This is a genomic window from Streptomyces sp. NPDC025793, assembly GCF_055558375.1.
In genome coordinates this window covers 30,579-55,630 of record NZ_JBVHMR010000003.1, presented here as the reverse complement: position 1 = coordinate 55,630, position 25,052 = coordinate 30,579, and the positions used below count along the sequence as shown (strand labels likewise).

22 protein-coding genes, 1 tRNA gene and 1 riboswitch are annotated in these 25,052 nt (G+C 70.9%); of the genes, 17 read left to right on the top strand and 6 right to left on the bottom strand.

The annotated features are described in order from the left end of the window. The first annotated feature begins 36 nt into the window (after window positions 1-36). The 11 genes from ACZ4MF_RS07660 (at window position 37) to ACZ4MF_RS07610 (ending at window position 11,853) form a co-directional block, all read left to right on the top strand. A complete protein-coding gene (locus ACZ4MF_RS07660) occupies window positions 37-1,530 on the top strand; it encodes a protein kinase domain-containing protein (RefSeq protein ID WP_467491555.1) in 1,494 nt (497 codons plus the stop codon). 72 nt (window positions 1,531-1,602) lie between these two features. Further along, window positions 1,603-2,430, top strand: a complete 828-nt coding sequence (locus ACZ4MF_RS07655) for a glycoside hydrolase domain-containing protein (RefSeq protein WP_467490775.1) — start codon at window positions 1,603-1,605, stop codon at window positions 2,428-2,430. A gap of 147 nt (window positions 2,431-2,577) precedes the next feature. After that, window positions 2,578-3,234, top strand: coding sequence for a SurA N-terminal domain-containing protein (locus ACZ4MF_RS07650; protein ID WP_356027320.1), 657 nt, complete (start codon window positions 2,578-2,580; stop codon window positions 3,232-3,234). 119 nt (window positions 3,235-3,353) lie between these two features. Next, window positions 3,354-4,352, top strand: coding sequence for a nucleoside triphosphate pyrophosphohydrolase (locus ACZ4MF_RS07645; RefSeq protein ID WP_467490773.1), 999 nt, complete (start codon window positions 3,354-3,356; stop codon window positions 4,350-4,352). Window positions 4,353-4,378: 26 nt separating this feature from the next. Next, entirely contained in the window at window positions 4,379-5,701 is a 1,323-nt protein-coding gene (locus ACZ4MF_RS07640) for a cytochrome P450 family protein (RefSeq protein ID WP_467490771.1), read from the top strand. Between the two features lie 192 nt (window positions 5,702-5,893). Next, window positions 5,894-6,997 (top strand): transglycosylase family protein, encoded by a 1,104-nt coding sequence (locus tag ACZ4MF_RS07635; RefSeq protein WP_467490769.1) that lies wholly within the window; start codon window positions 5,894-5,896, stop codon window positions 6,995-6,997. A gap of 182 nt (window positions 6,998-7,179) precedes the next feature. Next, window positions 7,180-7,354: riboswitch (cyclic di-AMP (ydaO/yuaA leader) on the top strand. Between the two features lie 4 nt (window positions 7,355-7,358). Continuing rightward, window positions 7,359-8,075 (top strand): transglycosylase family protein, encoded by a 717-nt coding sequence (locus tag ACZ4MF_RS07630; RefSeq protein WP_467490767.1) that lies wholly within the window; start codon window positions 7,359-7,361, stop codon window positions 8,073-8,075. A gap of 336 nt (window positions 8,076-8,411) precedes the next feature. Beyond that, window positions 8,412-9,698, top strand: coding sequence for a phosphopyruvate hydratase (eno, locus tag ACZ4MF_RS07625; RefSeq protein WP_467490765.1), 1,287 nt, complete (start codon window positions 8,412-8,414; stop codon window positions 9,696-9,698). A gap of 122 nt (window positions 9,699-9,820) precedes the next feature. Further along, entirely contained in the window at window positions 9,821-10,297 is a 477-nt protein-coding gene (locus tag ACZ4MF_RS07620) for an FtsB family cell division protein (protein WP_467490763.1), read from the top strand. A gap of 57 nt (window positions 10,298-10,354) precedes the next feature. After that, a complete protein-coding gene (locus tag ACZ4MF_RS07615; RefSeq protein ID WP_467490761.1) occupies window positions 10,355-10,903 on the top strand; it encodes a DUF501 domain-containing protein in 549 nt (182 codons plus the stop codon). Continuing rightward, the gene (locus ACZ4MF_RS07610) at window positions 10,900-11,853 is read left to right on the top strand and encodes a Ppx/GppA phosphatase family protein (protein ID WP_467490760.1); all 954 of its coding nucleotides are present in this window, start codon (window positions 10,900-10,902) and stop codon (window positions 11,851-11,853) included. Before ACZ4MF_RS07615 ends, ACZ4MF_RS07610 begins: the two co-directional genes overlap by 4 nt. A gap of 171 nt (window positions 11,854-12,024) precedes the next feature. Here the strand turns inward: ACZ4MF_RS07610 and ACZ4MF_RS07605 are convergent, their stop codons facing one another. Beyond that, a complete protein-coding gene (locus tag ACZ4MF_RS07605) occupies window positions 12,025-12,231 on the bottom strand; it encodes a hypothetical protein (protein ID WP_467490758.1) in 207 nt (68 codons plus the stop codon). Window positions 12,232-12,768: 537 nt separating this feature from the next. Between ACZ4MF_RS07605 and ACZ4MF_RS07600 the strand changes: the two genes are divergently transcribed. After that, entirely contained in the window at window positions 12,769-14,145 is a 1,377-nt protein-coding gene (locus ACZ4MF_RS07600; protein ID WP_356027222.1) for an NAD(P)/FAD-dependent oxidoreductase, read from the top strand. A 202-nt stretch (window positions 14,146-14,347) separates the two neighbouring features. After that, window positions 14,348-15,652: a class I SAM-dependent methyltransferase gene (locus tag ACZ4MF_RS07595; RefSeq protein ID WP_467490756.1), complete on the top strand. Its 1,305-nt coding sequence runs from the start codon at window positions 14,348-14,350 to the stop codon at window positions 15,650-15,652. Between the two features lie 65 nt (window positions 15,653-15,717). Here the strand turns inward: ACZ4MF_RS07595 and ACZ4MF_RS07590 are convergent, their stop codons facing one another. Further along, window positions 15,718-18,246 carry an ABC transporter permease gene (locus ACZ4MF_RS07590; RefSeq protein WP_467490754.1) on the bottom strand — a complete coding sequence of 843 codons (2,529 nt, stop codon included), beginning with the start codon at window positions 18,244-18,246 and terminating at the stop codon, window positions 15,718-15,720. Beyond that, entirely contained in the window at window positions 18,246-19,016 is a 771-nt protein-coding gene (locus ACZ4MF_RS07585) for an ABC transporter ATP-binding protein (RefSeq protein ID WP_356027230.1), read from the bottom strand. The genes ACZ4MF_RS07590 and ACZ4MF_RS07585 overlap by 1 nt, the downstream gene beginning before the upstream one ends. Before the next feature lie 429 nt (window positions 19,017-19,445). On the opposite strand from ACZ4MF_RS07585, the gene ACZ4MF_RS07580 reads away from it, so the two are divergent. The 3 genes from ACZ4MF_RS07580 (at window position 19,446) to ACZ4MF_RS07570 (ending at window position 21,905) form a co-directional block, all read left to right on the top strand. Beyond that, window positions 19,446-19,532 (top strand) — tRNA-Leu (locus ACZ4MF_RS07580). 151 nt (window positions 19,533-19,683) lie between these two features. Then, entirely contained in the window at window positions 19,684-20,859 is a 1,176-nt protein-coding gene (locus ACZ4MF_RS07575; protein ID WP_467490752.1) for a 4-hydroxybenzoate 3-monooxygenase, read from the top strand. 170 nt (window positions 20,860-21,029) lie between these two features. Further along, complete coding sequence (locus tag ACZ4MF_RS07570; protein WP_467490750.1) at window positions 21,030-21,905, top strand: Bax inhibitor-1/YccA family protein; 876 nt, start codon at window positions 21,030-21,032, stop codon at window positions 21,903-21,905. A 62-nt stretch (window positions 21,906-21,967) separates the two neighbouring features. Here the strand turns inward: ACZ4MF_RS07570 and ACZ4MF_RS07565 are convergent, their stop codons facing one another. Continuing rightward, entirely contained in the window at window positions 21,968-22,198 is a 231-nt protein-coding gene (locus tag ACZ4MF_RS07565) for a DUF4287 domain-containing protein (protein ID WP_067045839.1), read from the bottom strand. Window positions 22,199-22,297: 99 nt separating this feature from the next. Between ACZ4MF_RS07565 and ACZ4MF_RS07560 the strand changes: the two genes are divergently transcribed. Continuing rightward, window positions 22,298-22,609 carry a hypothetical protein gene (locus ACZ4MF_RS07560; protein WP_079172946.1) on the top strand — a complete coding sequence of 104 codons (312 nt, stop codon included), beginning with the start codon at window positions 22,298-22,300 and terminating at the stop codon, window positions 22,607-22,609. A 21-nt stretch (window positions 22,610-22,630) separates the two neighbouring features. On the opposite strand, the gene ACZ4MF_RS07555 is transcribed toward ACZ4MF_RS07560, so the two are convergent. After that, window positions 22,631-23,413 (bottom strand): hypothetical protein, encoded by a 783-nt coding sequence (locus ACZ4MF_RS07555; RefSeq protein WP_467490748.1) that lies wholly within the window; start codon window positions 23,411-23,413, stop codon window positions 22,631-22,633. 283 nt (window positions 23,414-23,696) lie between these two features. Beyond that, window positions 23,697-24,914, bottom strand: a complete 1,218-nt coding sequence (locus ACZ4MF_RS07550) for an acetyl-CoA C-acetyltransferase (RefSeq protein ID WP_467490746.1) — start codon at window positions 24,912-24,914, stop codon at window positions 23,697-23,699. Window positions 24,915-25,052 lie beyond the last annotated feature (138 nt).

Below are 25,052 nucleotides of genomic sequence, written 5' to 3'. Positions count from 1 at the left end.
GTGGCGGCAGGACGAGTCGTCGCCGGCCGGTACGAACTGTCCACGCTCATAGGGCAGGGCGGCATGGGCCAGGTGTGGACGGCGTACGACCGGCGGCTCGACCGGCGCGTGGCGGTGAAGCTGCTGCGCCCCGACAAGGTGGCGGGCCAGGAGGCGGACGAGCTGCGCCGCCGGTTCCTGCGCGAGTGCCGGGTGACCGCGCAGGTCGACCACCCCGGCCTGGTCACCGTGCACGACGCGGGCAGCGAGGGCGAGGAGCTGTTCCTCGTCATGCAGTACGTCGACGGCGCCGACCTGTCCGACCACCTCGCCGAGCACGACCCGTACCCGTGGCCGTGGGCGGTCGCGGTGGCCGCGCAACTGTGCGCCGTGCTGAGCGCCGTGCACGCCGTGCCGATCGTCCACCGCGACCTCAAGCCGCGCAACGCGATGGTGAAGCAGGACGGCACGGTCACCGTGCTCGACCTGGGCGTGGCCTCGGTCATGGACACCGACACCACGCGCCTGACCCACACCGGCTCCCCGATCGGCTCGCCCGCCTACATGGCGCCGGAGCAGGCGATGGGCGGCGCGGTGGGCCCGTACACCGACCTGTACGCGCTCGGTGTGCTGCTGCACGAACTGCTCAGCGGGGACGTGCCGTTCGCGGGCTCCACGGCGCTCGGCGTGCTGCACCGGCATCTGTACGAGCCCCCGCAGCCCGTGCGCCGGATCCGCCCCGAGGTCCCCGAGGCGCTGGAGGCGCTCGTCCTGCGGCTGCTCGCCAAGGACCCCCAGCACCGGCCGGGCTCCGCGCAGGAGGTGTACGAGGACCTGGCGCCGCTTCTGCCCGCGCGGGGGACGCCCACCGGGGCGCCCCTGGACCCCACACGCCCGTTCCTGCGGCCGCACGCCCCCTGGCCGGACCGCGCACGGACGCCCGCGCACCAGCCCGCCCCCGTCGCGCCGGCGCCCCCGGTGGACGGGAAGCCCGACGTCGCCGCGGCCGTGGACGAGGTCAAGCGGCTGCTGGGGGAGGGGCGCATCACCCAGGCCGTGGACATCCTGGGCGCGATCCTGCCCGCGGCCGCCGTACAGCACGGGGAGCACTCCCCGGTCGTGCGCTCCCTGCGCAAGCAGTACGCGGCCACGCTCATGGACGACGGCCAGTACCGGCGCGCGCTGCCCGAACTGCGCCGCCTGGCCGCCGAGCGCGCCGCCGAGGCCGGCCAGGCCGACCCGCAGTCGCTGCGCTATCGCTACGAGTCCGCGCAGTGTCTGGAACAGCTCGGCGAACCGGCCGCGGCGCTCGCCGAGTACCGTGCACTGCTGCCGTACTACGAGAACCAGTACGTCTCCGGCGACCCCCAGCTCGCGCACGAGGTGCGCCGGCGCATCGGCCATCTCCTGCTCGCGCTCGGCGACCGGCCCTCCGCCCACGACACGCTCGCGCGCCTGCTGATGGACGTGGAGCGGCTGCACGGCCCCGGCCACCCGATGGCCCTGGAGATCCGGCGCACCCTGCAATGGCTGGGCCAGGTGCGCGGCTAGCGGGGGCAGTTGATACCTTGCGCTTCGCTCTGCCGGGTGAGGCAGGGGCGACACACGCAAGGGGTGGGGATCATGGCCGGTCACCGGCAGTCGAAGAAGCGCAGATACATCACGTGGGCGGCGGTCGGCGCCGCCGTGGTCGCCGGAGCCGGGATCGCCGCGCAGACCTCCATGGCCGCGACCGTCTGGCCGGCGCAGAAGACGTTCACCGGGCGCGCGTTCGACACGTGCACCGCGCCCTCGCTGTCCGCGATGAAGGCCTGGCACACCGGCTTCTACGGCGCCGCCGCCGTGTACGTGGGCGGCAGGAACCGCGGCTGCGCCCAGCCCAACCTCACCGCCTCCTGGGTGAAGTCGGTCGACTCCCTCGGCTGGAAGCTCGTCCCGCTCTACGTCGGCGCCCAGCCGCCCTGCCAGTCCGGCTCCAACCCGGAGAAGCTGACCGCGTCGACGGCCGCCTCCCTGGGCACGCAGGACGCCGCCGACGCCGTGGCCAAGGCCTCCGCGCTCGGCATGAAGGCAGGCAGCCCGGTCTACCTCGACATGGAGGCGTACGACACCACGAACACGGCGTGCAACGACGCCGTGCTGACGTACGTCCGCGCCTTCGACAAGGGGCTGCGCGCGAAGACGTACCGCAGCGGCTACTACGGCTTCAGCAGCTCCAGCGCCAAGGCGATCGCGACCGCCAAGGACAGGACGGACCTGCCGGGCAACCTCTGGTACGCGCTGTGGGACAAGCAGAACACGACGACCGCGGACTGGCCGTGGGGGACGAGCCGGTTCACGAACCACAGCCGCGGCCATCAGTACATGGTCAACAGCAAGGAGACGCACGGCGGCGTCACCCTCACCGTCGACCGCGACGCGTGGGACGCGCCCGTGGCCGTCGTCGGCTGAGCCCTGCGGCGTAAGAGGCGCGTGCGGCGGTGCCCGAAGCGCGCGTGAATCGTTGGTCCCATGGGTTGGCCCCGGCCCTCCCACTGCCTACCATCGATCACCGCAAGACTTTGTGCTCCGTCGCACAATCTCCCCTTGGAGGTTTCCTTGCACCGCCGCCGTCGCACCGCGCTCGTCCTCACCGCCGCGATCGCCGCCGCGGCACCCCTGCTGACCGCCTGCGGAAGCGATGCGCACCCGGGCGCCGCGGCCGTCGTCGGCGGACAGCGGATCACCGTCTCCCAGCTGGAGAACCGGGTCGACGAGGTCCGCAGGGCACAGCGGGCCGCGGTGCCCGACGAGGCCCAGTACCAGCAGGTCCTCGCCTCCACCAGCAGCCTCACCCGCGACACCCTGCACAACATGGTCCTCGACCAGGTGCTGCACCGCGCCGCGCAGGACCAGGGCGTCTCGGTGACCCGCCACGAGGTCGAGCAGATGCGTACGAGCCTGGAGCAGCAGGCGGGCGGCGCCACGGCGCTGGAGACGGCCTGGCTCCAGAAGTACGGCATCGCCCCGGCTCGCCTCGACGACAACCTCCGGCTCCAGCTGGAGGCGCAGAAGCTGGCCAAGCAGCTGGGCACCGACACCAGCCAGCCCGCCTTCTGGAAGGCGCTGTCCAAGGCGTCCCAGGAGCTGCGCATCGACCTCAATCCGCGCTACGGCACCTGGGACGTGCAGAAGAGCAGCCGGGTGGACGCCAGGACACCCTGGGTGCGGGAGGTCACGACGGGCGCCGGGGGCGGAGAGCCGGTGACGGCGTAGCACGGCCCTGCGGCCCACGGACGTCTGCGCGTCGGCGTGTCGGTCATACGGTCACACGACTCTCCCCTGCCTGTGGATAACCGAATCCGCTCGTCGGCGCCGTGGGTTACGTTCGGATCGTGAACGCATCCAGCTCCGACCTCGCCCCCACGGCCGGCCCCGGCCGCATCGTCCTGCTCACCACCAGCCACCGCGTCGCCCCCGGCCTGCTGTCCTGGCCCGCCTGGCAGGCCCTGCGCGCGGCCGACACCGTGCTGTGCGCGGACGGCGCGCACCCGCAGCTGCCGTATCTGCGCGAGGCCGGGATACCGGTGACCGAGGCGTCGCCGACCGCGCAGGAACTGGTCGACGCGTGCGCCGGCGGGCGGACGGTCGTGGTCGTGGCCACCGGCGAGGGCGAGCCCGCGCTCACCGACGGCCTGGCCCGGCTGGCCGGCTCCGGCCGGGTCGCCATGCCGGAGCTGGAGCTGCTGCCCGCCTCCTACGACCTGCCCGGTGCCCGCCTGCTCGACCTCGTGCAGGTCATGGACCGGATCCGCGTCGAATGCCCCTGGTCCTCCCGGCAGACCCACGAGGGCCTCGCCAAGTACGGCATCGAGGAGGCGTACGAACTGGTCGAGGCGATCGAGGCCGGCGACCGCGAGGAGTTGCGCGAGGAACTGGGCGACGTCCTCCTCCAGGTCGTCTTCCACTCCCGGATCGCCGAGGAGCACCCGGACGCGCCCTTCTCCGTCGACGACGTGGCCGGCGGCATCGTCGCCAAGCTCATCCACCGCCACCCGCACGTCTTCGGCGACGAGAAGGCCGAGACCCCGGAGGACGTCAAGGAGCACTGGCTGCGCACCAAGGCCGAGGAGAAGCGGCGCACCTCGGTCACGGAGGGCGTCCCGCTCGGCCAGCCCGGCCTGGCCCTCGCCGCCAAGCTCGCCTCCCGCGCCCGTACGGCGGGCCTGGACGTCCCCCTCCCGCGCGGCGAGGGCGTCGGCTACGACCTGCTCGACCTGGCGGTCCGCGCCGAGGCGGCCGGCGTCGACCCGGAGGCGGCCCTGCGCGCGGCGGCGCGGGTGTACCGCGACGCGATACGCCGGGCGGAAGGCACGGCACCGGAGCAGGGGTGACGGGCGGCGCCGGATACCGTCGAGGGGTGACCGACCAGCACCACCCCTCGCCCGCCCCCGGCGCGCCCGGCGTTCCCGAGCTGTTCTCCTGGGAGTTCGCCACCGATCCGTACCCGGCGTACGCCTGGCTGCGGGAGCACGCCCCCGTGCACCGGACGCGATTGCCCAGCGGGGTCGAGGCGTGGCTGGTCACGCGGTACGCCGATGCCCGGCAGGCCCTCGCCGACCAGCGGCTGAGCAAGAACCCGGCCCATCACGACGAGCCCGCGCACGCCAAGGGCAAGACCGGTATCCCCGGCGAGCGCAAGGCCGAGCTGATGACACATCTGCTGAACATCGACCCGCCGGACCACACCCGGCTGCGACGGCTGGTCAGCAAGGCGTTCACACCCCGCCGTGTCGCCGAGTTCGCACACCGGGTGCAGGAGCTGACCGACCAGCTCATCGACCGCTTCGCGGAAAGGGGGTCCGCCGACCTCATCCACGAGTTCGCCTTCCCCCTGCCCATCTACGCCATCTGCGACATGCTCGGCGTCCCGCGCGAGGACCAGGACGACTTCCGGGACTGGGCGGGGATGATGATCCGGCACGGCGGAGGTCCGCGCGGCGGGGTCGCGCGGTCGGTCAAGAAGATGCGCGGCTACCTCGCCGAGCTGATCCACAAGAAGCGCGAGGCGCTGCCCGCCGAGCCCGCGCCCGGCGAGGACCTGCTCTCCGGCCTCATCCGCGCCTTCGACCACGGCGAGCACCTCACCGAGAACGAGGCCGCCGCCATGGCCTTCATCCTCCTGTTCGCCGGTTTCGAGACCACGGTGAACCTGATCGGCAACGGCACCTACGCCCTGCTCACCCACCCCGGGCAGCGCCGGCGGCTCCAGGACTCCCTGGCGCGCGGGGAGCGGGACCTGCTGGAGACCGGTATCGAGGAACTGCTGCGCTACGACGGCCCGGTGGAGCTGGCCACCTGGCGGTTCGCCACCGAGCCGCTCGTCATCGGCGGGCAGGACATCGCGCCCGGCGACCCGGTGCTCGTGGTGCTCGCGGCGGCCGACCGGGACCCGGAGCGGTTCGCCGAGCCGGACGTGCTGGACCTCTCCCGCCGGGACAACCCACACCTCGGCTACGGCCACGGCATCCACTACTGCCTCGGCGCGCCGCTCGCCCGCCTGGAGGGCCAGAGCGCGCTCGCCACCTTGTTCACCCGGCTGCCCGACCTGCGGCTCGCCGCCGATCCGGCCGAGCTGCGCTGGCGCGGCGGGCTCATCATGCGGGGGCTGCGCACCCTGCCGGTCGAGTTCACCCCGGCCCCCGCCGGCGGGGGAACCGCCGCTGCCGTACAAGCGTCGTAGGGGTGGGCGAAACCGGCGTAACGGCCTCGTGGGAAACGAAACATGACAGGGATTCAACCTTGTGATCTTCACGTGATCTGCGCGGCATTAACTTGTGACAAGTGATCGTGTGCCGATACGTTCACCCATCAGCGTGGCGACCGGCACCGTCCGCCGCCGCGCCGGTCCTGCTGTCGCACGAAAGGCTTCCGCATGCTCACCGGGAACGGTCGTCACCGTCGCCCCCGTCAGGCTCCGGCCCTCCTCGTCGCGGCCGGCGTGACCGGCTCCGCCATCGCCATCCCGCTGCTCGGCGCCGCGAGCGCCCACGCGGCCGACGGCACCACGTGGGACAAGGTCGCCGAGTGCGAGAGCGGCGGCTCCTGGAGCCAGAACAGCGGCAACGGGTACTACGGCGGTCTCCAGATATCGCAGGACGACTGGGACAAGTACGGTGGCGCGCAGTACGCCGACAGCGCCGACCAGGCCAGCCGCAATCAGCAGATCGCCGTCGCCGAGAAGATCCTCGCCGACCAGGGCACCAAGCCGTGGACCATGTGCGCGCTGACCGCCGGGCTGACCTCCAACTCGGGTTCGGTCGACGTCGACACGGGCGTCGGGAACTCCGGGAACGGCAAGGGCTCGGGTGGCGACTCCGGATCGACGAACGGTTCCGACTCGTCCGGTCTGTCGGATTCATCCGGGTCCGACTCGGGCTCCGGGGACGGGTCGGGCGCCCACTCCGGCTCGACGTCCGGCTCCGGCGCGGACGCTTCCTCGGGCACCGGCGCCACGCCCGGACCGAGTGCGAGCGACGGGGACGGCAAGGGGTCGGGCGCGTCGCACGGCTCCAAGGGTGCAGGCGGCCGCAAGTCCGATAAGGGCGACAAGGCGGGCACGTCCGGTTTCGATGGTTCCACCGGTTCCTCCGGTGACGGGGGTGCGCAGGGCGGCGACAGTTCGCCCAGTGCCACCCCCGGAACCGACGAGTCGGACAATTACCCGCAGAGCACCGGTTCCTGGAGCCTCGTCGACACGGGAGCGCTCAGCAGTGGCGGACGTCACCGCGGCGGAAGTGCGGACGAAAACGTGACAAACGGTCAGGATGCCGCGTCCTCGGGTCGCCACGCGGGTCGCCCGACGGGCACCTACACGGTCCGTGAGGGCGACACGCTCGCCTCCATCGCCGACTCTCTCGGCGTCGACGGCGGATGGCGCGCGCTCTATGACGGCAACAAGAAGGTGATAGGGGCCGACCCGAACCAGATCGCCGCCGGTCAGACCCTGGAAGTCGGTCACGAAAAGGACGCGGAGTAAGGCGAGTTGGCGCCCCGCTTGATCGCTAATGTCCGTTTTGGCGAAAGTGTGGGATGAGTCTCAGAAGCCCTGATCGTCTTTGAAATTCCGTCGATCGCCTGTCTACGGTCAGGACCGCTCGTCACCACGAGCTCCGGCTGCCGCAACGCCGAATCCTGCCAGCGGCCGTCCGGGAACAGTCGTCGCGTCAAGCGCCGTAGGCAGGAGCGGGGGACCCAAGGTAGGCGCTGGAACCGGCAGTTGACGCCGGATCCGGCTTGGGGTGAAGCCGCAGGCCCGCGACAGCGGGCGTGCGGCCGGGCAACTCAACCGGCCCGAACCCGACAGCTCACCTCGCAGGCGTCGGTGAGGGGATCGATCCATGCTGTTTTCCGGCAAGGGCAAGCACCGCCGTCCGTCCAAGGCCGTCCGCGTCGTCGCGCTGGCCGGTGTCACCGGTGCCGCCGTCGCCGCCCCGCTGATGGCGGCAGGCAACGCCTCCGCCGCCACCGCCTCCGAGTGGGACGCGGTCGCCCAGTGCGAGTCGGGTGGCAACTGGTCCATCAGCACCGGCAACGGCTTCTATGGCGGCCTCCAGTTCTCCGCCTCCACCTGGGCCGCGTACGGCGGCACCGCCTACGCCTCGACCGCCAACCAGGCCACCAAGGCGCAGCAGATCGCCGTCGCCGAGAAGGTCCTCGCCTCGCAGGGCAAGGGCGCCTGGCCGGTCTGCGGCACGGGCCTGTCCTCCGCCCCGTACAACGGCTCCGCCCCGAGCACCGGCTCCGGCTCCACCGGCAGCGGCTCGGCGGGCAGCGGCTCCTCCGGCAGCGCCACCACCCGCTCCGCCGACCAGCAGGCCGCCACCCGCTCCACCGAGCGCACGGCCCCGAAGGCGAGCAAGACCGTCACCACCCCGACCGGCAAGAAGGTCAAGAAGGGCGACGGCGAGTACAAGGTCGTCAAGGGCGACACCCTCAGTTCCATCGCCGAGAAGCACCACGTCGCCGGCGGCTGGCAGAAGCTGTTCCGGCTGAACAAGGACATCGTCGACAACGCCGACCTCATCTTCCCCGGTCAGCAGCTGCACCTGAAGTGACATCCGGCTCCGGCCGGACGCACAGCGCCCTCACATCCCCACCCCCCACACTGAGGACCCCGTGAGGGTCACCCCCGTCCCCACGGGCTCCCCGTCCCGGCGCGTGTTCCCCCGTACGCGCCGGGGCGGGGCTTTCTGTTTCCCCACTCTTCAGCCGGGCCTCATCGACGGCCCCCTTTGTTCCGAGGGTGAACAATGGGTACCGTCTGCATGTCCCACCGCGTTCACGGGGCGGTCGGTCGCGGGCCGATCCCCCGGAGACGGTTAGGCTCTAGTCGCACGGCGCAGCCGCAAGGCACACCGCCCCGCACTTCCAGCGTCACATCCAAGAAGGAGATGCTCGTGCCGTCCATCGACGTCGTCGTAGCCCGGGAAATCCTGGACTCCCGAGGCAACCCCACGGTCGAGGTCGAGGTCGGCCTCGACGACGGCAGCACGGGTCGTGCCGCCGTTCCGTCGGGCGCCTCGACCGGTGCCTTCGAGGCCATCGAGCTGCGCGACGGTGACCCGAACCGCTACCAGGGCAAGGGCGTCGAGAAGGCCGTCCTCGCCGTCATCGAGCAGATCGGCCCGGAGCTGGTCGGCTACGACGCCACCGAGCAGCGCCTGATCGACCAGGCCATGTTCGACCTGGACGCCACCGACAACAAGGGCTCCCTCGGCGCCAACGCCATCCTCGGCGTCTCCCTCGCCGTCGCCCACGCCGCCTCCGAGGCCAGCGACCTGCCGCTGTTCCGCTACCTGGGCGGCCCCAACGCGCACCTGCTGCCGGTGCCGATGATGAACATCCTCAACGGCGGCTCGCACGCGGACTCCAACGTGGACATCCAGGAGTTCATGATCGCTCCGATCGGCGCCGAGTCCTTCTCCGAGGCGCTGCGCTGGGGCGCCGAGGTCTACCACACGCTGAAGAAGGTCCTGAAGTCCAAGGGCCTGTCCACCGGCCTGGGCGACGAGGGCGGCTTCGCCCCGAACCTGGAGTCGAACCGCGCCGCCCTCGACCTCATCCTGGAGGCGATCAAGGAGGCCGGTTACGTCCCCGGCCAGCAGATCGCCCTCGCGCTCGACGTCGCCGCCTCCGAGTTCTACAAGGACGGCAAGTACCTCTTCGAGGGCAAGGAGCGCTCCGCCGCCGAGATGACGGAGTACTACGAGGAGCTCGTCTCCGCGTACCCGCTCGTCTCCATCGAGGACCCGCTGTTCGAGGACGACTGGGCCGGCTGGAAGGTCATCACCGACCGCCTCGGCGACAGGGTCCAGCTCGTCGGCGACGACCTGTTCGTCACCAACCCCGAGCGCCTCGCCCGCGGCATCGAGGAGGGCACCGCCAACGCCCTGCTGGTCAAGGTCAACCAGATCGGCTCGCTGACCGAGACCCTGGACGCCGTCGAGCTGGCCCAGCGCAGCGGCTTCAAGTGCATGATGTCGCACCGCTCCGGCGAGACCGAGGACGTCACCATCGCCGACCTGGCCGTCGCCACCAACTGCGGCCAGATCAAGACCGGCGCCCCGGCCCGCTCCGAGCGCGTCGCCAAGTACAACCAGCTGCTGCGCATCGAGGAGATCCTCGACGACGCCGCGGTGTACGCGGGCCGCTCCGCCTTCCCGCGCTTCAAGGGCTGAGCCGTTAAGAGGTAAGTCCTAGCCAGTCGTACGTACGTCCCCGTACCGGTCCCGTACCGTGTCCGGGGACGTACGCACGTGTGAGGCGTGCCAGGCACAGCGCAAGGGGAGGCGAGAGCCAGATGGCCGCGAGGGACCGGGACCGTTTCTCCACCGCGACCAGGCTGCGGCTGCTCGGCGAGCAGACGGCGGCCCGGGTCTACCGCTCCCAGACCAAGCGGCAGGCCCGCCGCTCCCGGCTCACCGGGCGCGCGGCGCTGCTCGTGCTGGTGCTGTGCACGATGATCGTCGCGCTCGCGTACCCGATGCGCCAGTACGTCTCCCAGCGCGCGCAGATCTCCGACCTCCAGCGCCAGAGGCAACAGGCCGAGCGGCGCGTCGAGCAGTTGCGCGACCTCAAGGCACGCTGGCAGGACGACGCCTACGCCGAGCAGGAGATCCGGCGGCGGCTGCATTATGTGATGCCGGGGGAGACCGGGTACACGGTCGTCGATCCCGGTACGGCCAAGCAGTCCCGCGCCGACCTGAAGGCCGCCCAGCGGCCCTGGTACGCCAACGTCTGGGACGGGGTCGACAAGTCCGACGCCTCCGACCAGTGAACCGACAGCACGCCCCGATCCACCGCCCCTTCTGAGAAAGCCGCTCTGAAAGCAGTCATGGAAACCCCTCCGCCGCCCACTTCGCGCACCGAGCCCACCGACGCGGACGTCGAGGCCTTCAAGCAGCAGTTGGGCCGCCCGCCGCGGGGTCTGCGGGCCATCGCGCACCGCTGCCCGTGCGGCCAGCCGGACGTCGTGGAGACGGCGCCGCGGCTGCCCGACGGCACGCCCTTCCCGACGCTGTACTACCTGACGTGCCCGAAGGCGTCCTCCGCCATCGGGACGCTGGAGGCCAACGGCGTGATGAAGGAGATGACCGAGCGCCTGGCGGCCGACCCGGAGCTGGCCGCCGCCTACCGGGCCGCGCACGAGGACTACATCCGGCGCCGGGACGAGATCGAGGAGCTGAAGGGCTTCCCGAGCGCGGGCGGCATGCCGGACCGGGTCAAGTGCCTGCACGTCCTGGTGGCCCACTCGCTGGCCGCCGGCCCGGGTGTGAACCCGCTCGGCGACGAGGCGCTGGCGATGCTGCCGGAGTGGTGGCGCAAGGGCGCGTGCGTGACGCCCACCGGGGTCACCGAGGCCACCGAGGGGGACGAGAAGTGACGCGTGTCGCCGCCATCGACTGCGGGACCAACTCCATCCGGCTGCTGGTCGCGGACTGCGACCCGGCCACGGGTGAACTGGTCGACCTGGACCGCCGGATGACCATCGTGCGGCTCGGCCAGGGCGTCGACCGCACCGGGCGGCTCGCGCCCGAGGCGCTGGAGCGGACCTTCGCGGCCTGCCGCGAGTACGCCGCGATCATCAAGGAGCACGGCGCCGAGAAGCTCCACTTCGTGGCCACCTCCGCCTCCCGCGACGCCGAGAACCGCGACGAGTTCGTGCGCGGTGTGCTGGACATCCTCGGGGTCGAACCGGAGGTGATCACCGGCGACCAGGAGGCCGAGTTCTCCTTCACCGGCGCCACGAAGGAGCTGACCGGCCGCGCCGACCTGGCCCGGCCGTACCTGGTCGTGGACATCGGCGGCGGCTCCACCGAGTTCGTCGTCGGCGAGGAGCACGTGCGGGCCGCGCGCTCGGTCGACGTCGGCTGTGTGCGGATGACGGAGCGGCACCTGGTGCACGGCGGCGAGGTCTCCGACCCGCCCTCCGCGACGCGGATCGCCGCCATGAGGGCCGACATCGAGGCCGCCCTGGACCTCGCCGAACAGACCGTCCCGCTGCGCGAGGCGCACACCCTGGTGGGTCTCGCCGGGTCCGTCACCAGCGTCTCGGCCATCGCCCAGGACCTGCCGGAGTACGACTCGGCGCGCATCCACCACTCCCGGGTCTCCTACGACCGCGTCCGCGAGATCACCGAGTCGCTGCTGCGCTCCACGCACGCCGAGCGCGCCGCGATCCCGTCCCTGCACCCGGGCCGGGTCGACGTCATCGGCGCGGGCGCCCTCGTCCTGCTCGCGATCATGGAGCGGATCGGCGCCGGAGAGGTCGTGGTGAGCGAGCACGACATCCTCGACGGCATCGCGTGGGCGGTGGCGGAGGAGCTTCGCTAGGGGTGTCGTTCGGATCAGGCCGGCCGTGCGGAACGGCGCCTGCCGGCCGACTCGACCCCGCGACGCCGGGATGATCCGAACGACACCCCCCAGTGCCGCGGTGACGCGGAGCGGCCCCGGTTCCGCAGGGGGAGGAACCAGGGCCGTCGCCTCGGTCACGGGGGATGACCGTCAGGCGCAGAGGATGCCGATGAGGGCGTGGCATCCGTGCCCGCCGGCCGGGGCGGCCGCCTGGATGGTGGTGAGGTGGGAGGCGGGTGTCGCCGCCACGGCTGATGCGGCCGTCGCCGTCCCCGCGGCGAGTGCGACACCCAGGACCGCGCTGATCGCGCTTATACGTTTGACGGCCTTACGGGAGGCCTTCTGTGAAGTGTTCATGTTTGGCACGCTAGGGGAGCTTCGCCCGGCTCTCGCGCGGTGCGTGGCTGACGGGTGAACGGCCGGGCGACCGGGTGACGCGCTGTTCCACGGCTCCCTTTATTACTCCCCGGTAGCCTTCTGCTGAGCAGGTCGGATAACGTTTGAGCGGCTTCCCGGGGGTCTCCGGGGCCCCTCGGTGACGTGCCGTCGGAAAACTTCGTGAAGTTCTTCACAAGGAATTGGGCCCGGTCGGGGCGCGTAAGGGGTCCTGTTGGGCCTTTCGGGGGCCGAAGAGCCCTTTGAACGCGTTCAGATGGGGGTCCGTGCGCCACCTTCGGATCGCGCGCCGAGGGGGGTGTTCCGAGCGGCTCGCACCCCCGGTCGTGACCCGGAGGGGCAGCTCACACGGCCTTGACAACGGACATCGGGCTGCTGCGGTTCCCCTCGTCCGTCATGACCTGTGTCACGCGAGCCGCGGAGTGTAGCACGGGCACTGTCGAAGCTTGTGAAGGGGCGCACGAGCACCCCCCCGGGAGCGGGTGGATACTCGATGCCATGAGCACCACGGAGCGTCCCAGGATCCTCGTAGTAGGCGGTGGGTACGTAGGCCTGTACGCAGCTCGGCGCATTCTCAAGAAGATGCGCTTCGGAGAGGCGACCGTCACGGTCGTCGACCCCCGGTCGTACATGACCTACCAGCCCTTCCTTCCCGAAGCCGCCGCCGGCAACATCTCCCCTCGCCACGTCGTCGTCCCGCTGCGACGCGTGCTGCCGAAGGCGGAGGTCCTCACCGGCCGGGTCACCACCATCGACCAGGACCGCAAGGTCGCCACGATCGCCCCGCTGGTGGGCGAGGCGTACGAGCTGCCCTTCGACTACCTCGTCATCGCGATGGGCGCGGTCTCCCGCACCTTCCCGATCCCCGGCCTCGCCGAGCAGGGCATCGGCATGAAGGGCATCGAGGAGTCCATCGGCCTGCGCAACCACGTGCTGGAGCAGCTGGACAAGGCCGACTCCACGACCGACGAGGAGATCCGCCGCAAGGCGCTCACCTTCGTCTTCATCGGCGGTGGCTTCGCGGGTGCGGAGACCATCGGTGAGGTCGAGGACATGGCCCGGGACGCGGCCAAGTACTACAAGAACGTCTCCCGTGAGGACATGCGGTTCGTCCTCGTCGACGCCGCTGACAAGATCCTTCCCGAGGTCGGCCCGAAGCTCGGCCAGTACGGCAAGGAGCACCTGGAGAGCCGGGGCGTGGAGATCTACCTCTCCACCTCCATGGACTCCTGCGTCGACGGCCACGTCGTGCTGAAGAACGGCCTCGAGGTCGATTCCAACACGATCGTCTGGACCGCCGGCGTCAAGCCGAACCCGGCCCTCTCCCGCTTCGGTCTGCCCCTCGGCCCGCGCGGCCACGTCGACTGCGAGCCGACCCTCCAGGTCAAGGGCACGGACTACATCTGGGCCGCCGGCGACAACGCGCAGGTCCCGGACCTCGTCGGCCGCAAGGCGGGCAACGAGAACGCCTGGTGCCCGCCGAACGCCCAGCACGCGCTGCGCCAGGCGAAGGTCCTCGGCGACAACGTGGTCTCCGGTATGCGGGGCTTCCCGCAGAAGGAGTACGAGCACGCCAACAAGGGTGCGGTCGCCGGTCTCGGCCTGCACAAGGGCGTGGCGATGATCGTCATGGGCAAGATGAAGATCAAGCTCAAGGGCCGTCTCGCCTGGTACATGCACCGTGGCTACCACGGCATGGCGATGCCGACCTTCAACCGCAAGATCCGCGTCTTCGCCGACTGGACCCTCGGCATGTTCCTCAAGCGCGAGGTCGTCTCCCTCGGCGCGATGGAGAACCCGCGCGAGGAGTTCTACGAGGCGGCCAAGCCGGCTCCGGTCGCCGCCAAGACCGAGGAGAAGGCCAAGGCCTCCTGACCTCGCGTCACCTGAGCACACCCCGAAGGACCTCCCGCCATCCGTGGTGCGGGAGGTCCTTCGGCGTTCCCGGGACCCGGAAAGTACATGGCCGCTACAGCGGTTTTGCCCAGTCGTAACTCCTTTGCGGGACTGCACCGAGGCCGTCGTGGTGTTTACGTGGTAACCGGCATCCGGGATCGTCGTCTTGGAGGTGTGCGCCATGGCCGACGCCGCGTCGCGGCTGAGTCGTCTTGCCGAGCAGATGCTGGGAGTTCCGCTCCCGGTACGGATCCGGGCCTGGGACGGATCGCAGGCCGGGCCGCCGGGCGCGCCGGCACTGGTCGTGCGCAACCGCCGCGCCCTGCGCCGCATCCTGTTCAAACCGGGTGAACTGGGCCTCGCCCGCGCCTGGGTCGCCGGCGACCTGGACGTCGAGGGCGACCTGTACACCGCGCTGGACGCGATGGCGTCCCTGGTGTGGGAGCGCGGCGAGGACGACCGCACCCTCCGCCAGGCCCTGCGCGACCCCGGCGTACGCGCCGCCGCCCTCGACCTGCTCAGGCTCGCCGGGCCCCCGCTGCCGCCCGCCCCGCCGCGCGAGGAGGTCCGCCGGCCCCGCCGGCATCTGCACACCCGGCGCACCGACAGGCAGGCCATCAGCCACCACTACGACGTCGGCAACGACTTCTACGAGCTGGTCCTCGGCCCCTCGATGGTCTACTCCTGCGCATACTGGGGGACCGTCGAGGATGCGGAGACCCTGGAGTCCGCCCAGCGCGACAAGCTCGAACTCGTCTGCGCCAAGCTCGGCCTGAAGGAGGGACAGCGGCTGCTGGACGTCGGCTGCGGCTGGGGCTCGATGGCGATCCACGCGGCCCGCGAGCACGGCGTGAACGTCGTCGGGATCACCCTCTCCCAGGAGCAGGCCGCCTACGCCCGCAAGCGGGTCGCCGACGAGGGGCTGGCCGACCTGGTGGAGATCCGCGTCCAGGACTACCGGGACGTCGTGGACGGCCCCTTCGACGCCGTCTCCTCCATCGGCATGGCCGAACACGTCGGCGCCGAACGCTATCTGGAGTACGCGAGCCAGCTGTACGCCCTGCTCAAGCCCGGCGGCCGGCTGCTCAACCACCAGATCGCCCGCCGCCCGCAGCGCGACGAGACGGCGTACGAGGTGGACGACTTCATCGACGCCTACGTCTTCCCCGACGGCGAACTCGCCCCCATCGGCACCACCGTCACCCAGCTGGAACGCGCCGGGTTCGAGGTGCGGGACGTGGAGGCGATCCGCGAGCACTACGCCCGCACCCTGCGCCGGTGGGTCGGCAACCTGGAGGCGGACTGGGACCGCGCGGTCCGGCTCACCAGCCCCGGCCGCGCCCGCGTCTGGCGCCTGTACATGGCCGCCTGCGCGCTCTCCTTCGAGCGCAACCGCATCGGCGTCAACCAGGTCCTGGCCGTGCGCACCCCGGAGTCGGGCGCCTCGGGGCTGCCGCCGCGCACCCGCACCTGGAACACCGCCTGAGGGCCCGTGACGGGAAGGGGGGCCCCGCTGCCGCGAGGCCCCCCTTCCCGTTCGCTGCCCTGCGGCTACTCGGCCTTGATCGCCGTCAGCATGTTCAGCCTGGCCGCGCGCCGGGCCGGCCACAGGGCGGCCAGGACGCCGACCGCGCCGGCCAGCAGCAGGAAGAGGGCCATCCGGCCCCAGGGCAGGACCAGTTCGTACGTCGGCATCTTGGTGCCGAGCAGCTGGCCGGCCGCCCAGCCGAAGAAGACGCCCAGGCCGATGCCGAGCACGCCGCCGAACAGGGAGATCACCAGGGACTCCAGGCGGACCATCCGCTTGACCGCCCTGCGGTCCAGGCCGATCGCGCGGAGCATGCCGATCTCCTGGGAGCGCTCGAAGACGGACATGGCCAGGGTGTTGATGACACCGAGGACCGCGACGATCACCGCCATGCCGAGCAGGCCGTAGAGCATGTTCAGCATCGTCGTGAACATCTGGGCGATCTGGTTTGAGATGTCCTTCTTGTCCTGGATCTTGATCGCCGGGTTGGTGCCCAGGTCCTTGGCCAGCCGGTCCTTCGTCGCCTCGGAGGCGCCGTCCGCCGTCTTGACCATGACCTGCATGTCGGCCGGGTTCTTCAGGTGCGGGGTGAGGACCTTGTCGTCGAGCATGATCCCGTTGATCATGTCGTTGCCCTCGTAGACACCGGCGACGGTCAGCTGCCGGGCCCTGCCGTCCTCGAAGTGCGCGGTGAAGTGCGAACCGGGCGTCCAGCCGTACTCCTTGGCCCGGTCCTTGTCCACGACGACCTGCGAGCCGCCGACCTTGAACGTGCCGTCGTCGACCTTCAGGTCCGTCAGCTTCGCGATGGACGCGCCGTCGACGCCCGTCAGGAACTCCGTCTTGCCGTCGATGCGGGAGGCGGCGTTGCGCAGCGGGCTGCTGGCGGTGACGCCGTCGGCCGTGGCGAGCTTCGTCGCCACCTCGGGGGAGAGCGGAGAGCGGTTGGCCATCGAGACGACGTAGTCCGCGCGGATCGCCGAGGAGGCCATCTTGTCGATGGCGGTCTGCAGACTGCCCGCCATCACCGTCATGCCGGTGATCAGGGTCAGACCGATCATCAGCGCGGAGGCCGTGGCCGCCGTACGGCGCGGGTTGCGCACCGAGTTCTGCCGGGCCAGCTTGCCCGCGACACCGAAGACGCGCAGCACCGGGGCGGCGGCCGCGATCAGCGGGCGGGACAGCAGCGGGGTCAGGATGAACACGCCGATGATGAGCAGGACCGCGCCGATGCCCATCGGACCCTGGGCGGAGTCGGCGTTCATCGACGTGGCCGCGAGGACCACGGCGACGCCCGCCCCGGAGAACAGCGCGCCGAAGGTGTTGCGCAGCACCAGCGATTTGGTGGTGGCCTTGGCGTGCACGCTGCTCATCGCCGCCACCGGCGGGATCTTCGCGGCCCGGCGGCCGGGCAGCCAGGCGGCCAGCATGGTGACGAGGACGCCGACCGCGAGCGCGGCGACCACGGTGCCGGAACTGATCACCAGCGGCCCGTCGGGCACGCTCGCGCCGAAGGAGCCGAGCAGCGAGCGCAGTCCCGCGCCGATGCCGATACCGGCGGCCAGACCGGCCACACCGGCGACCGCGCCGACCGCGAACGCCTCGATCAGCACCGAGCGGGTGACCTGGCGGCGGGAGGCGCCGACCGCGCGCATCAGGGCCAGTTCCCGGGTGCGCTGGGCGACCAGCATGGTGAAGGTGTTGGCGATGATGAACGTGCCGACGAACAGCGCGATGCCGGCGAACACCAGCAGGGCCTGCTTCAGACCGCTCATCGAGTTCGCGATCGTCTTCGCCTGGTCGTCGGCGAGCTGCTTGCCGGTGGTGGTCTCCACCAGATGCTTCGGCAGCGTCGAGTCCAGCGCGGACTTCAGCGCGGTCTGGCTGGTGCCGGCCGCGGCCTTGACGTCGATCTCGTCGTAGCCGCCCTTCTTGCCGAAGAGCTGCTGCGCGGTCGGCGTGTCGAACAGGGCGAGGCTGCCGCCCGCGGCGACGTTGCCGTCGTCGGTCGTGAAGATGCCCGCGACGGTCGGGGTGAGGACCGGGCCGTCGACGGAGAGCCGCACGGTGTCGCCGACCTTGTAGCCCGCCCGCTTCGCGGTCTCGGAGTCGAGCAGCACCTCGCCCCTCCCGCGCGGGGCGTGGCCGCTGACCAGCGGGTACCGGGCGTCCTTGGTGCCCCAGTAGTTGCCGCCGGCGGACTGCCAGTCGCCGCCGAGCAGTTTGCCGTCCTTGCCGGCGACGGCGGTGAAGCCGCTGACGACGCCGGTCGCGGAGGCGGCGCCGGGGACCTTCGCGGCCTTGTCCAGCACGGCCTGGGTCAGGTCCGGCGTCCTGCCGACCCTGTCGCCCTCGGAGTTCTGGTACGTGGCCCGGACGGCGACGTCGACCTGGTCGAAGCCCTTGGCGGAGCTCTTCTGGTAGGCGTCGGAGATGGTGTTGGTGAAGACGAGCGTCCCGGAGACGAAGGCCACGCCGAGCATGACGGCGAGGACCGTCATCAGGAGCCGGGCCTTGTGCGCGAGGACGTTGCGCAGGGCGGTGCGGAACATCAGCTGGTACGGCCCTTCGCGTCGAACTGCTTCATGAGGTCGAGGACGGCGTCGGCGGTCGGGCCGTGGATCTCGTCCACGATCCGCCCGTCCGCGAGGAAGACGACGCGGTCCGCGTAGGCGGCGGCGACCGGGTCGTGGGTCACCATGACGACGGTCTGGCCCAGCTCGCGCACCGAGTTGCGCAGGAAGCCGAGCACCTCGGCACCGGAGCGCGAGTCGAGGTTTCCGGTCGGCTCGTCGCCGAAGATGATGTCGGGCCGGGAGGCGAGGGCGCGGGCGACCGCCACGCGCTGCTGCTGGCCGCCGGAGAGCTGGGAGGGCCGGTGGCTGAGCCGCCCGGACAGGCCCACCATCTCGATCACCCGCTCCAGCCACGCCTTGTCGGGCTTGCGGCCCGCGATGTCCATCGGGAGCGTGATGTTCTCCAGCGCGGTCAGCGTCGGCAGCAGGTTGAAGGCCTGGAAGATGAAGCCGATCTTGTCCCGGCGGAGCCTGGTGAGCTGCTTGTCCTTCAGGGAGCCCAGCTCGGTCTCGCCGATGCGCACGGAACCCGAGGAGAAGGTGTCCAGGCCCGCCACGCAGTGCATCAGCGTGGACTTGCCGGAGCCGGAGGGGCCCATGATCGCGGTGAACTCGGCCTGCCGGAACTCGACGGAGACCCGGTCCAGGGCGACCACCCGGGTCTCACCCTGCCCGTAGATCTTCGACAGCTCCGTGGCACGTGCGGCCACGGCGGTGGTCCGGCCTGCGGTGGGTGTGGTGGTCACGGGGAGGTGCTCCTGTCGGGGGGTGACGTGTGTTCCTGAGGACCGCTCCATCGTCTCGGCGTGAACGGCGCTCCGCGTCAGTCGCTGTTCCGGTTCCCGAGGGCGACTCGGGGCGGACAAGAGGCCGCCGTGTCATACCTGGGGAGGACGGCGGACCCTGAGGAACCACATCGAAGGAGGCACGCCCGCGCGGTGGTCGCGGCAGTGTCGAGAACAGGTGGAACGCCCTCGTTCGAACGGTGAAATTCCGTCATTTCACGTACGCGCGTGCCCCCCTCACGTCACGCTGTCTGGCAAGTGCGGATGGCGCGTTCCATGGGCTGATGCACCCTCAGACGTCAATAAAATAAGACAACATCGGTCCGCCCTTCCGCTGTTCGGGGTATGGGCCCCGATAGGCTCGGAACCTCGACGCGGAGCCCATGGCCTGCCCGGATGGTGGAATGCAGACACGGCGAGCTTAAACCTCGCTGCCCCTTCGCGGGCGTGCCGGTTCAAGTCCGGCTCCGGGCACCACCGCGCCGCTCTCCGCCTTCACCGTTCAGCCATTGACATCACCCACACCCCGGCGGAGACTCATGCCCGCCAAGTGGTGAAGAAAATTTCACCAGGCGAACAACGGCAATGGCGGACAGCGGGCTCGTCGCTGCGGGAAGGGGCAGGATCCATGCGCACCACCGTCGGGATCATCGGAGCGGGGCCGGCCGGGCTGCTGCTCGCGCGACTGCTGCACCGCGCGGGCATCGACGCGGTCGTCCTGGAGAGCCGCGACCGGGCCTACGTCGAACAGCGCCAGCGCGCCGGGATCCTGGAGCAGGGAACCGTGGACGTGCTGCGCGCGGCGGGCGCCGGGGAGCGGATGGACCGCGAGGGCCTGCGGCACGACGGCATCGAGCTGCGCTTCGACCGCACCCGCCACCGCGTCGACTTCCCCGCCCGCACCGGCGGACGGTCCGTGATGGTCTACGCCCAGACCGAGGTCTGCAAGGACCTCATCGCCCTCCAACTGGCGGAGGGCGGACCGCTGCTGTTCGAGGCGCAGGCGCTCGGCGTCGAGGGGGCCGCCGGCGACCGCCCGCGGGTGCGGTTCCGGCACGAGGGGCGCGAGGACGTGCTGGAGTGCGACTACGTCGTCGGCTGCGACGGCTTCCGGGGCGTGGCGCGGGCCGCCGTGCCGGCCGCGGTCGCCCGCGTGTCCGAGCGGACGTACCCCTACGCCTGGCTCGGCATCCTCGCCGACGTCCCGCCCTCGCACGACGAACTCGTCTACGCCCGCCACGACCGCGGCTTCGCCCTGCTGTCGATGAGGTCCTCGTCCGTCTCCCGCCTCTACCTCCAGGTGCCGGAGGGCACGCGGGCGCAGGAGTGGACCGACGACGAGATCTGGTCGGAACTCGACCGGCGGCTGGAGACGGACGACGACTGGCGGCTGGAGCGCGGGCCGATCACCCAGAAGTCGGTCACGCCCATGCGTTCCTTCGTCCACGAACCCATGCGCCACGGCCGCCTCTTCCTCGCCGGTGACGCCGCTCACATCGTCCCGCCGACCGGCGCCAAGGGGCTGAACCTCGCCGTCGGCGACGTCGTCACCTTCGCCCGGGCGCTCGTCCACGAGCGGGAGACCGGCTCCCCGGACCTGCTCGACGCCTACTCGGCGACCTGTCTGCGCCGGGTGTGGCAGGCCGAGCGCTTCTCCTACGACATGACGACCCTGCTCCATCCGGCCCCGGACACCACGCCCTTCGAGGCCGGGCTCCAGCGGGCGCGGCTGGAGCGGATCGCCTCCTCGCGCGCGGCGCAGACCGACCTGGCCGAGGCGTACACGGGGTTTCCTCTCGGTTAGGTCCCAGGTTCGTCATGGAACGCGATCACCCGTGGCCGGGAATCGCCCGCACGCGTAGCGTGTTGCGCAGCACGGCAGGGGAAAGATCCTCCTCAGGTATCATGGTCGGTCCTTTGCCAATCCATTACGCTTTGAGCCAAGGCTGCGCACGGCAGCCATGGAGGAGTGAGATGAGGAGCAGTAACCCGGTCTTCTCGCGACGGGGGTTCAGCCGCGACAACGGCTACGCCGGCTTCAACACCGCACCGCAGGCCGGGTACGCACAGGGCAGCCCGTATGCGCAGAACCCCTACGCGCAGAACCCGTATGCCCAGAACCCGTACGCCCAGCAAAGCCTTCAGCAGGGCGCGCCCCCGCAGGCCCCGGTCACCACCGACCGGATGACCATGGACGACGTCGTCGTCCGCTCGGCCATGACGCTCGGCACGGTCGCCCTCGGCGCCGTCCTCGCCTGGGCGCTGCTGCCGGTGTCGACGACGAGCTACGGCCTGGCCGTCGGCTCCGCGCTGGTCGCGTTCGTCCTGGCGATGATCCAGAGCTTCAAGCGCACCCCGTCCCCCGCCCTGATCCTGGGGTACGCCGCGTTCGAGGGCGTCTTCCTCGGCGTCATCAGCGAGATGTACAACAGCCGCTGGAGCGGCGCCCCGTTCCAGGCGGTGCTCGGCACGATGGCGGTCGCCGGCGCCACCCTGCTGGTCTACAAGGCGGGCTGGATCCGCGTCACCGCGCGCTACGCCCGGATGGGCCTCGCCATCGCGATGGCCTTCATGGCCGTCATGGCGGTCAACCTGCTGCTGGTCGTGTTCGGCGTCGCCGAGAACGGCGGCCTGCGCAGCTTCGGCCCGCTCGGCGCGCTCGTCGGCATCTTCGCCATCCTGCTCGGTGCGTTCTTCCTGACGCTGGACTTCAAGCAGATCGAGGACGGCATCGCCTACGGCGCCCCGCGGAACGAGTCCTGGCTCGCCGCGTTCGGTCTCACCATGACCCTGGTGTGGATCTACGTCGAGATGCTGCGGCTGGTGGCGATCTTCACCAGCAACGACTAGCGGCCGAGGCCGAAGTCGACTGAAAAGGCCCCGGGCTGTCACGGCCCGGGGCCTTCTCGCGTCTAGAGCAGCTTGCGGGCCGCCCTCCTCAAGTCGTACTCGTGCACGATCGCCTTCGCGTGGCCGTACGCGAGGTCGTACTCGTGCCTGAGCCAGCTGACCTTCTCCTCGAAGCGGACCAGGGCGGGGCCTTCTTCTACGGTGCGCAGCCAGTCGGAGACTTCACGACCGGTGCAGTGGGGGATGCGGGCGAGCAGATTGCGGTGGGTCTCCTCGGAGAAGAGCTGGGACATCGGCGCCTCCGAACGCAAAGGGGATGTAAGCCGGTCCTTCACGTCACCGTGCCTGAGCGTTCGCGTGTTGGCAACAGTGCGGCGGGTTACGCTCGGCGCGTGGTTGATACGACGCCCCTGACCCAAGCAGTGGAGTTCTTCGCCGACCGGCTGCGGGCCGCCCCGCAGAGCCGGCTGCAACGAGGCGCGGCCGCGGAGGCGCTGGCGCTGGCCCGGCAGTTGGCCCGGTGGGCGCAGCGTGTCGAGGAGCCGGGGAGCGAGCCCCGGGAGATGCCGGATGCCGGGATGTTCGCCGCCGCCGATCAGATCCTCGTGGCCGCACATGATGTGGGACTGGTGCTGCGGACCGAGGACGAGGTGGCCGAAGCGGTGCGGCTGGTCGAGGAGGCGCGGCAGAAGGCGGGGGTCTGAGGGCCCGCCGCGAAGGAGCCCTTACAGGGACGCGATGACCCGGTCCGCCAGGATGTACACCATCTCCTCGCCGCAGGCGAAGGTCAGGGTGTAGGCGCCGGAGATGCCCGAACCGCCGAGGAGGTAGGGGGTGTCGCCCGACTCCACGGCCGCTGCCAGGCGTTCGGCGGTCTCCCGGTGGCCCGGGGTCATGCACAGGGTGGTGCCGTCGGCGAAGACGTAGACGTCGAGGGTGCCGAGCGGGCCCGGGCGGACGTCGGCCAGTTCGACACGGTCGGCGGCCAGCTGCTCCAGCGTGGTCACCGTGCGCTCGTGGTCGCCCACGACCGGGGACTGCACCGGGACGAAGTCGGGGTGCGAGGGGTGCCGGCGGCGGGCGGCGGCCAGCTCCGGGGAGTCTCCCGCGAACTCGTCGGGCTCGGCGGTCGGCTCGGACACCGGCTCCAGGCCGGCGAAGTCGCCCTGCCGGGGCAGGAACAGCTCGGTGTCGCTCAGCCCGAGCAGGGACGGCGCGTCGGAGGCGTCACGGGCTTCCTGGGCGGCCCAGAAGGCGCGCGCCTCGGCCAGCTCGCGCTCCCGCTCCTCGGCGAGCGCCTCGGTCACGGCGGCACGTATCTGCTCCGCGTCGGCCTGCGTGCGGGCGCTCGGCAGCAGGGCGCGCGTGGCGGCGGCCCGGTCCTCGGCGAGCTGCTGCTGCAGCGCCGCGAGCTGGCGGCGCAGCTGCAGGACAGTGCGCAGGACGGCGACGCCCACGGCGCCCGTGGCGACCGTGGTGAGCAGCAGGGCGATCGGCATGGCGCTCACTGACGTACTCCCGGTTCAAAGTCGACCCCCGACTTCCTACATCAGCTTGAAGGGCGGACTATCCAGCTGTCAGTGCGTAACGTCACGAAACGGACAGGACTTTGACCTCGTGGACTCCCCCCGTACCGCGCTGACCTGCGTTGACCTGCACTGATATGACCGGCAGGCGAGATAGGTCACATCCTGGGTGAGATTGGATCACGAAAAGGCCCGGAACCGTGGCGTTTCCTCGGTTCCGGGCCGATTCATGACGGGACGTGCCCGTCCCGTCACGGTTGGTGGCTCAGCTGAGGCGCTCGATGACCATCGCCATGCCCTGGCCGCCGCCGACGCACATCGTCTCCAGGCCGAACTGCTTGTCGTGCCACTGGAGGGAGTTGATGAGCGTGCCGGTGATGCGCGCGCCGGTCATGCCGAAGGGGTGGCCGACGGCGATGGCGCCACCGTTGACGTTCAGCTTGTCGAGGTCGATGCCGAGGTCCCGGTAGGAGGGGATCACCTGGGCGGCGAAGGCCTCGTTGATCTCGACCAGGTCGATGTCGCCGATGGTCAGGCCGGCGCGGCGCAGCGCCTGCTTGCTGGCCTCGACCGGGCCGAGGCCCATGATCTCGGGGGACAGGCCGGAGACGCCGGTGGAGACGATGCGGGCGAGCGGGGTCAGGCCCAGCTCGCGGGCCTTGGTGTCGGACATGATGACGACGGCCGCGGCGCCGTCGTTGAGCGGGCAGCAGTTGCCGGCTGTGACGAGCCCGTCGGGGCGGAAGACCGGCTTGAGCCCGGACACGCCCTCCAGGGTGACGCCGGCGCGCGGGCCGTCGTCCTTGCTGACGACCGTGCCGTCGGGCAGTGTCACCGGGGTGATCTCGCGCTCCCAGAAGCCGTTCTTGATGGCCTCCTCGGCGAGGTTCTGCGAGCGGACGCCGAACTCGTCCATCTCCTGGCGGGTGACGCCCTTGACGCGGGCCAGGTTCTCGGCGGTCTGGCCCATCGAGATGTACGCGTCGGGCAGCAGACCGTCCTCGCGCGGGTCGTGCCAGGTGGAGCCGGTCGACTCGGCCACGGCGGCGGTACGGGCCTCGGCCTCGGCGAAGAGCGGGTTGCGTCCGCTCGGCATGTCCGAACTGCCGTTGACGTAACGGGAGACCGTCTCGACACCGGCCGAGATGAAGACGTCGCCCTCGCCGGCCTTGATGGCGTGCAGGGCCATGCGGGAGGTCTGCAGGGAGGAGGAGCAGTAGCGGGTGATCGTGCAGCCCGGCAGGTGGTCCATGCCCATCTGCACGGCGACGATGCGGCCGAGGTTGTGGCCCTGCTCGCCGCCGGGAAGGCCGCAGCCGAGCATCAGGTCGTCGATGTCCTTCGGGTCCAGCTCGGGGACCTTGGCGAGGGCGGCCTGGATGATCGTGGCGGTCAGGTCGTCGGGGCGCAGATCCTTGAGGGAACCCTTGCCGGCGCGGCCGATGGGGGAGCGGGCGGTCGAGACGATGACGGCTTCGGGCATCACGGCTCCAGTGGACAGGAAGTTGGGCAGGGCCGTCTGGGAAGTTACCGCTCCGTATGGTCCAGGTCACGTGTGTGGTGGTGTGACTCTGACCGCAATTTACTAAGCGCTTGCTTGGACGTCCGGCTGCTCGGCCGA

Bases quoted from the DNA above. Each gene is read 5' to 3' on its own strand.
- ACZ4MF_RS07655 (WP_467490775.1), top strand. From the start codon at position 1,603: ATGGCCGGTCACCGGCAGTCGAAGAAGCGCAGATACATCACGTGGGCG.
- ACZ4MF_RS07635 (WP_467490769.1), top strand. From the start codon at position 5,894: ATGCTCACCGGGAACGGTCGTCACCGTCGCCCCCGTCAGGCTCCGGCC.
- ACZ4MF_RS07630 (WP_467490767.1), top strand. From the start codon at position 7,359: ATGCTGTTTTCCGGCAAGGGCAAGCACCGCCGTCCGTCCAAGGCCGTC.
- eno (WP_467490765.1), top strand. From the start codon at position 8,412: ATGCTCGTGCCGTCCATCGACGTCGTCGTAGCCCGGGAAATCCTGGAC.
- ACZ4MF_RS07620 (WP_467490763.1), top strand. From the start codon at position 9,821: ATGGCCGCGAGGGACCGGGACCGTTTCTCCACCGCGACCAGGCTGCGG.
- ACZ4MF_RS07615 (WP_467490761.1), top strand. From the start codon at position 10,355: ATGGAAACCCCTCCGCCGCCCACTTCGCGCACCGAGCCCACCGACGCG.
- ACZ4MF_RS07605 (WP_467490758.1), bottom strand. From the start codon at position 12,231: ATGAACACTTCACAGAAGGCCTCCCGTAAGGCCGTCAAACGTATAAGC.
- ACZ4MF_RS07600 (WP_356027222.1), top strand. From the start codon at position 12,769: ATGAGCACCACGGAGCGTCCCAGGATCCTCGTAGTAGGCGGTGGGTAC.
- ACZ4MF_RS07595 (WP_467490756.1), top strand. From the start codon at position 14,348: ATGGCCGACGCCGCGTCGCGGCTGAGTCGTCTTGCCGAGCAGATGCTG.
- ACZ4MF_RS07590 (WP_467490754.1), bottom strand. From the start codon at position 18,246: ATGTTCCGCACCGCCCTGCGCAACGTCCTCGCGCACAAGGCCCGGCTC.
- ACZ4MF_RS07575 (WP_467490752.1), top strand. From the start codon at position 19,684: ATGCGCACCACCGTCGGGATCATCGGAGCGGGGCCGGCCGGGCTGCTG.
- ACZ4MF_RS07570 (WP_467490750.1), top strand. From the start codon at position 21,030: ATGAGGAGCAGTAACCCGGTCTTCTCGCGACGGGGGTTCAGCCGCGAC.
- ACZ4MF_RS07565 (WP_067045839.1), bottom strand. From the start codon at position 22,198: ATGTCCCAGCTCTTCTCCGAGGAGACCCACCGCAATCTGCTCGCCCGC.
- ACZ4MF_RS07550 (WP_467490746.1), bottom strand. From the start codon at position 24,914: ATGCCCGAAGCCGTCATCGTCTCGACCGCCCGCTCCCCCATCGGCCGC.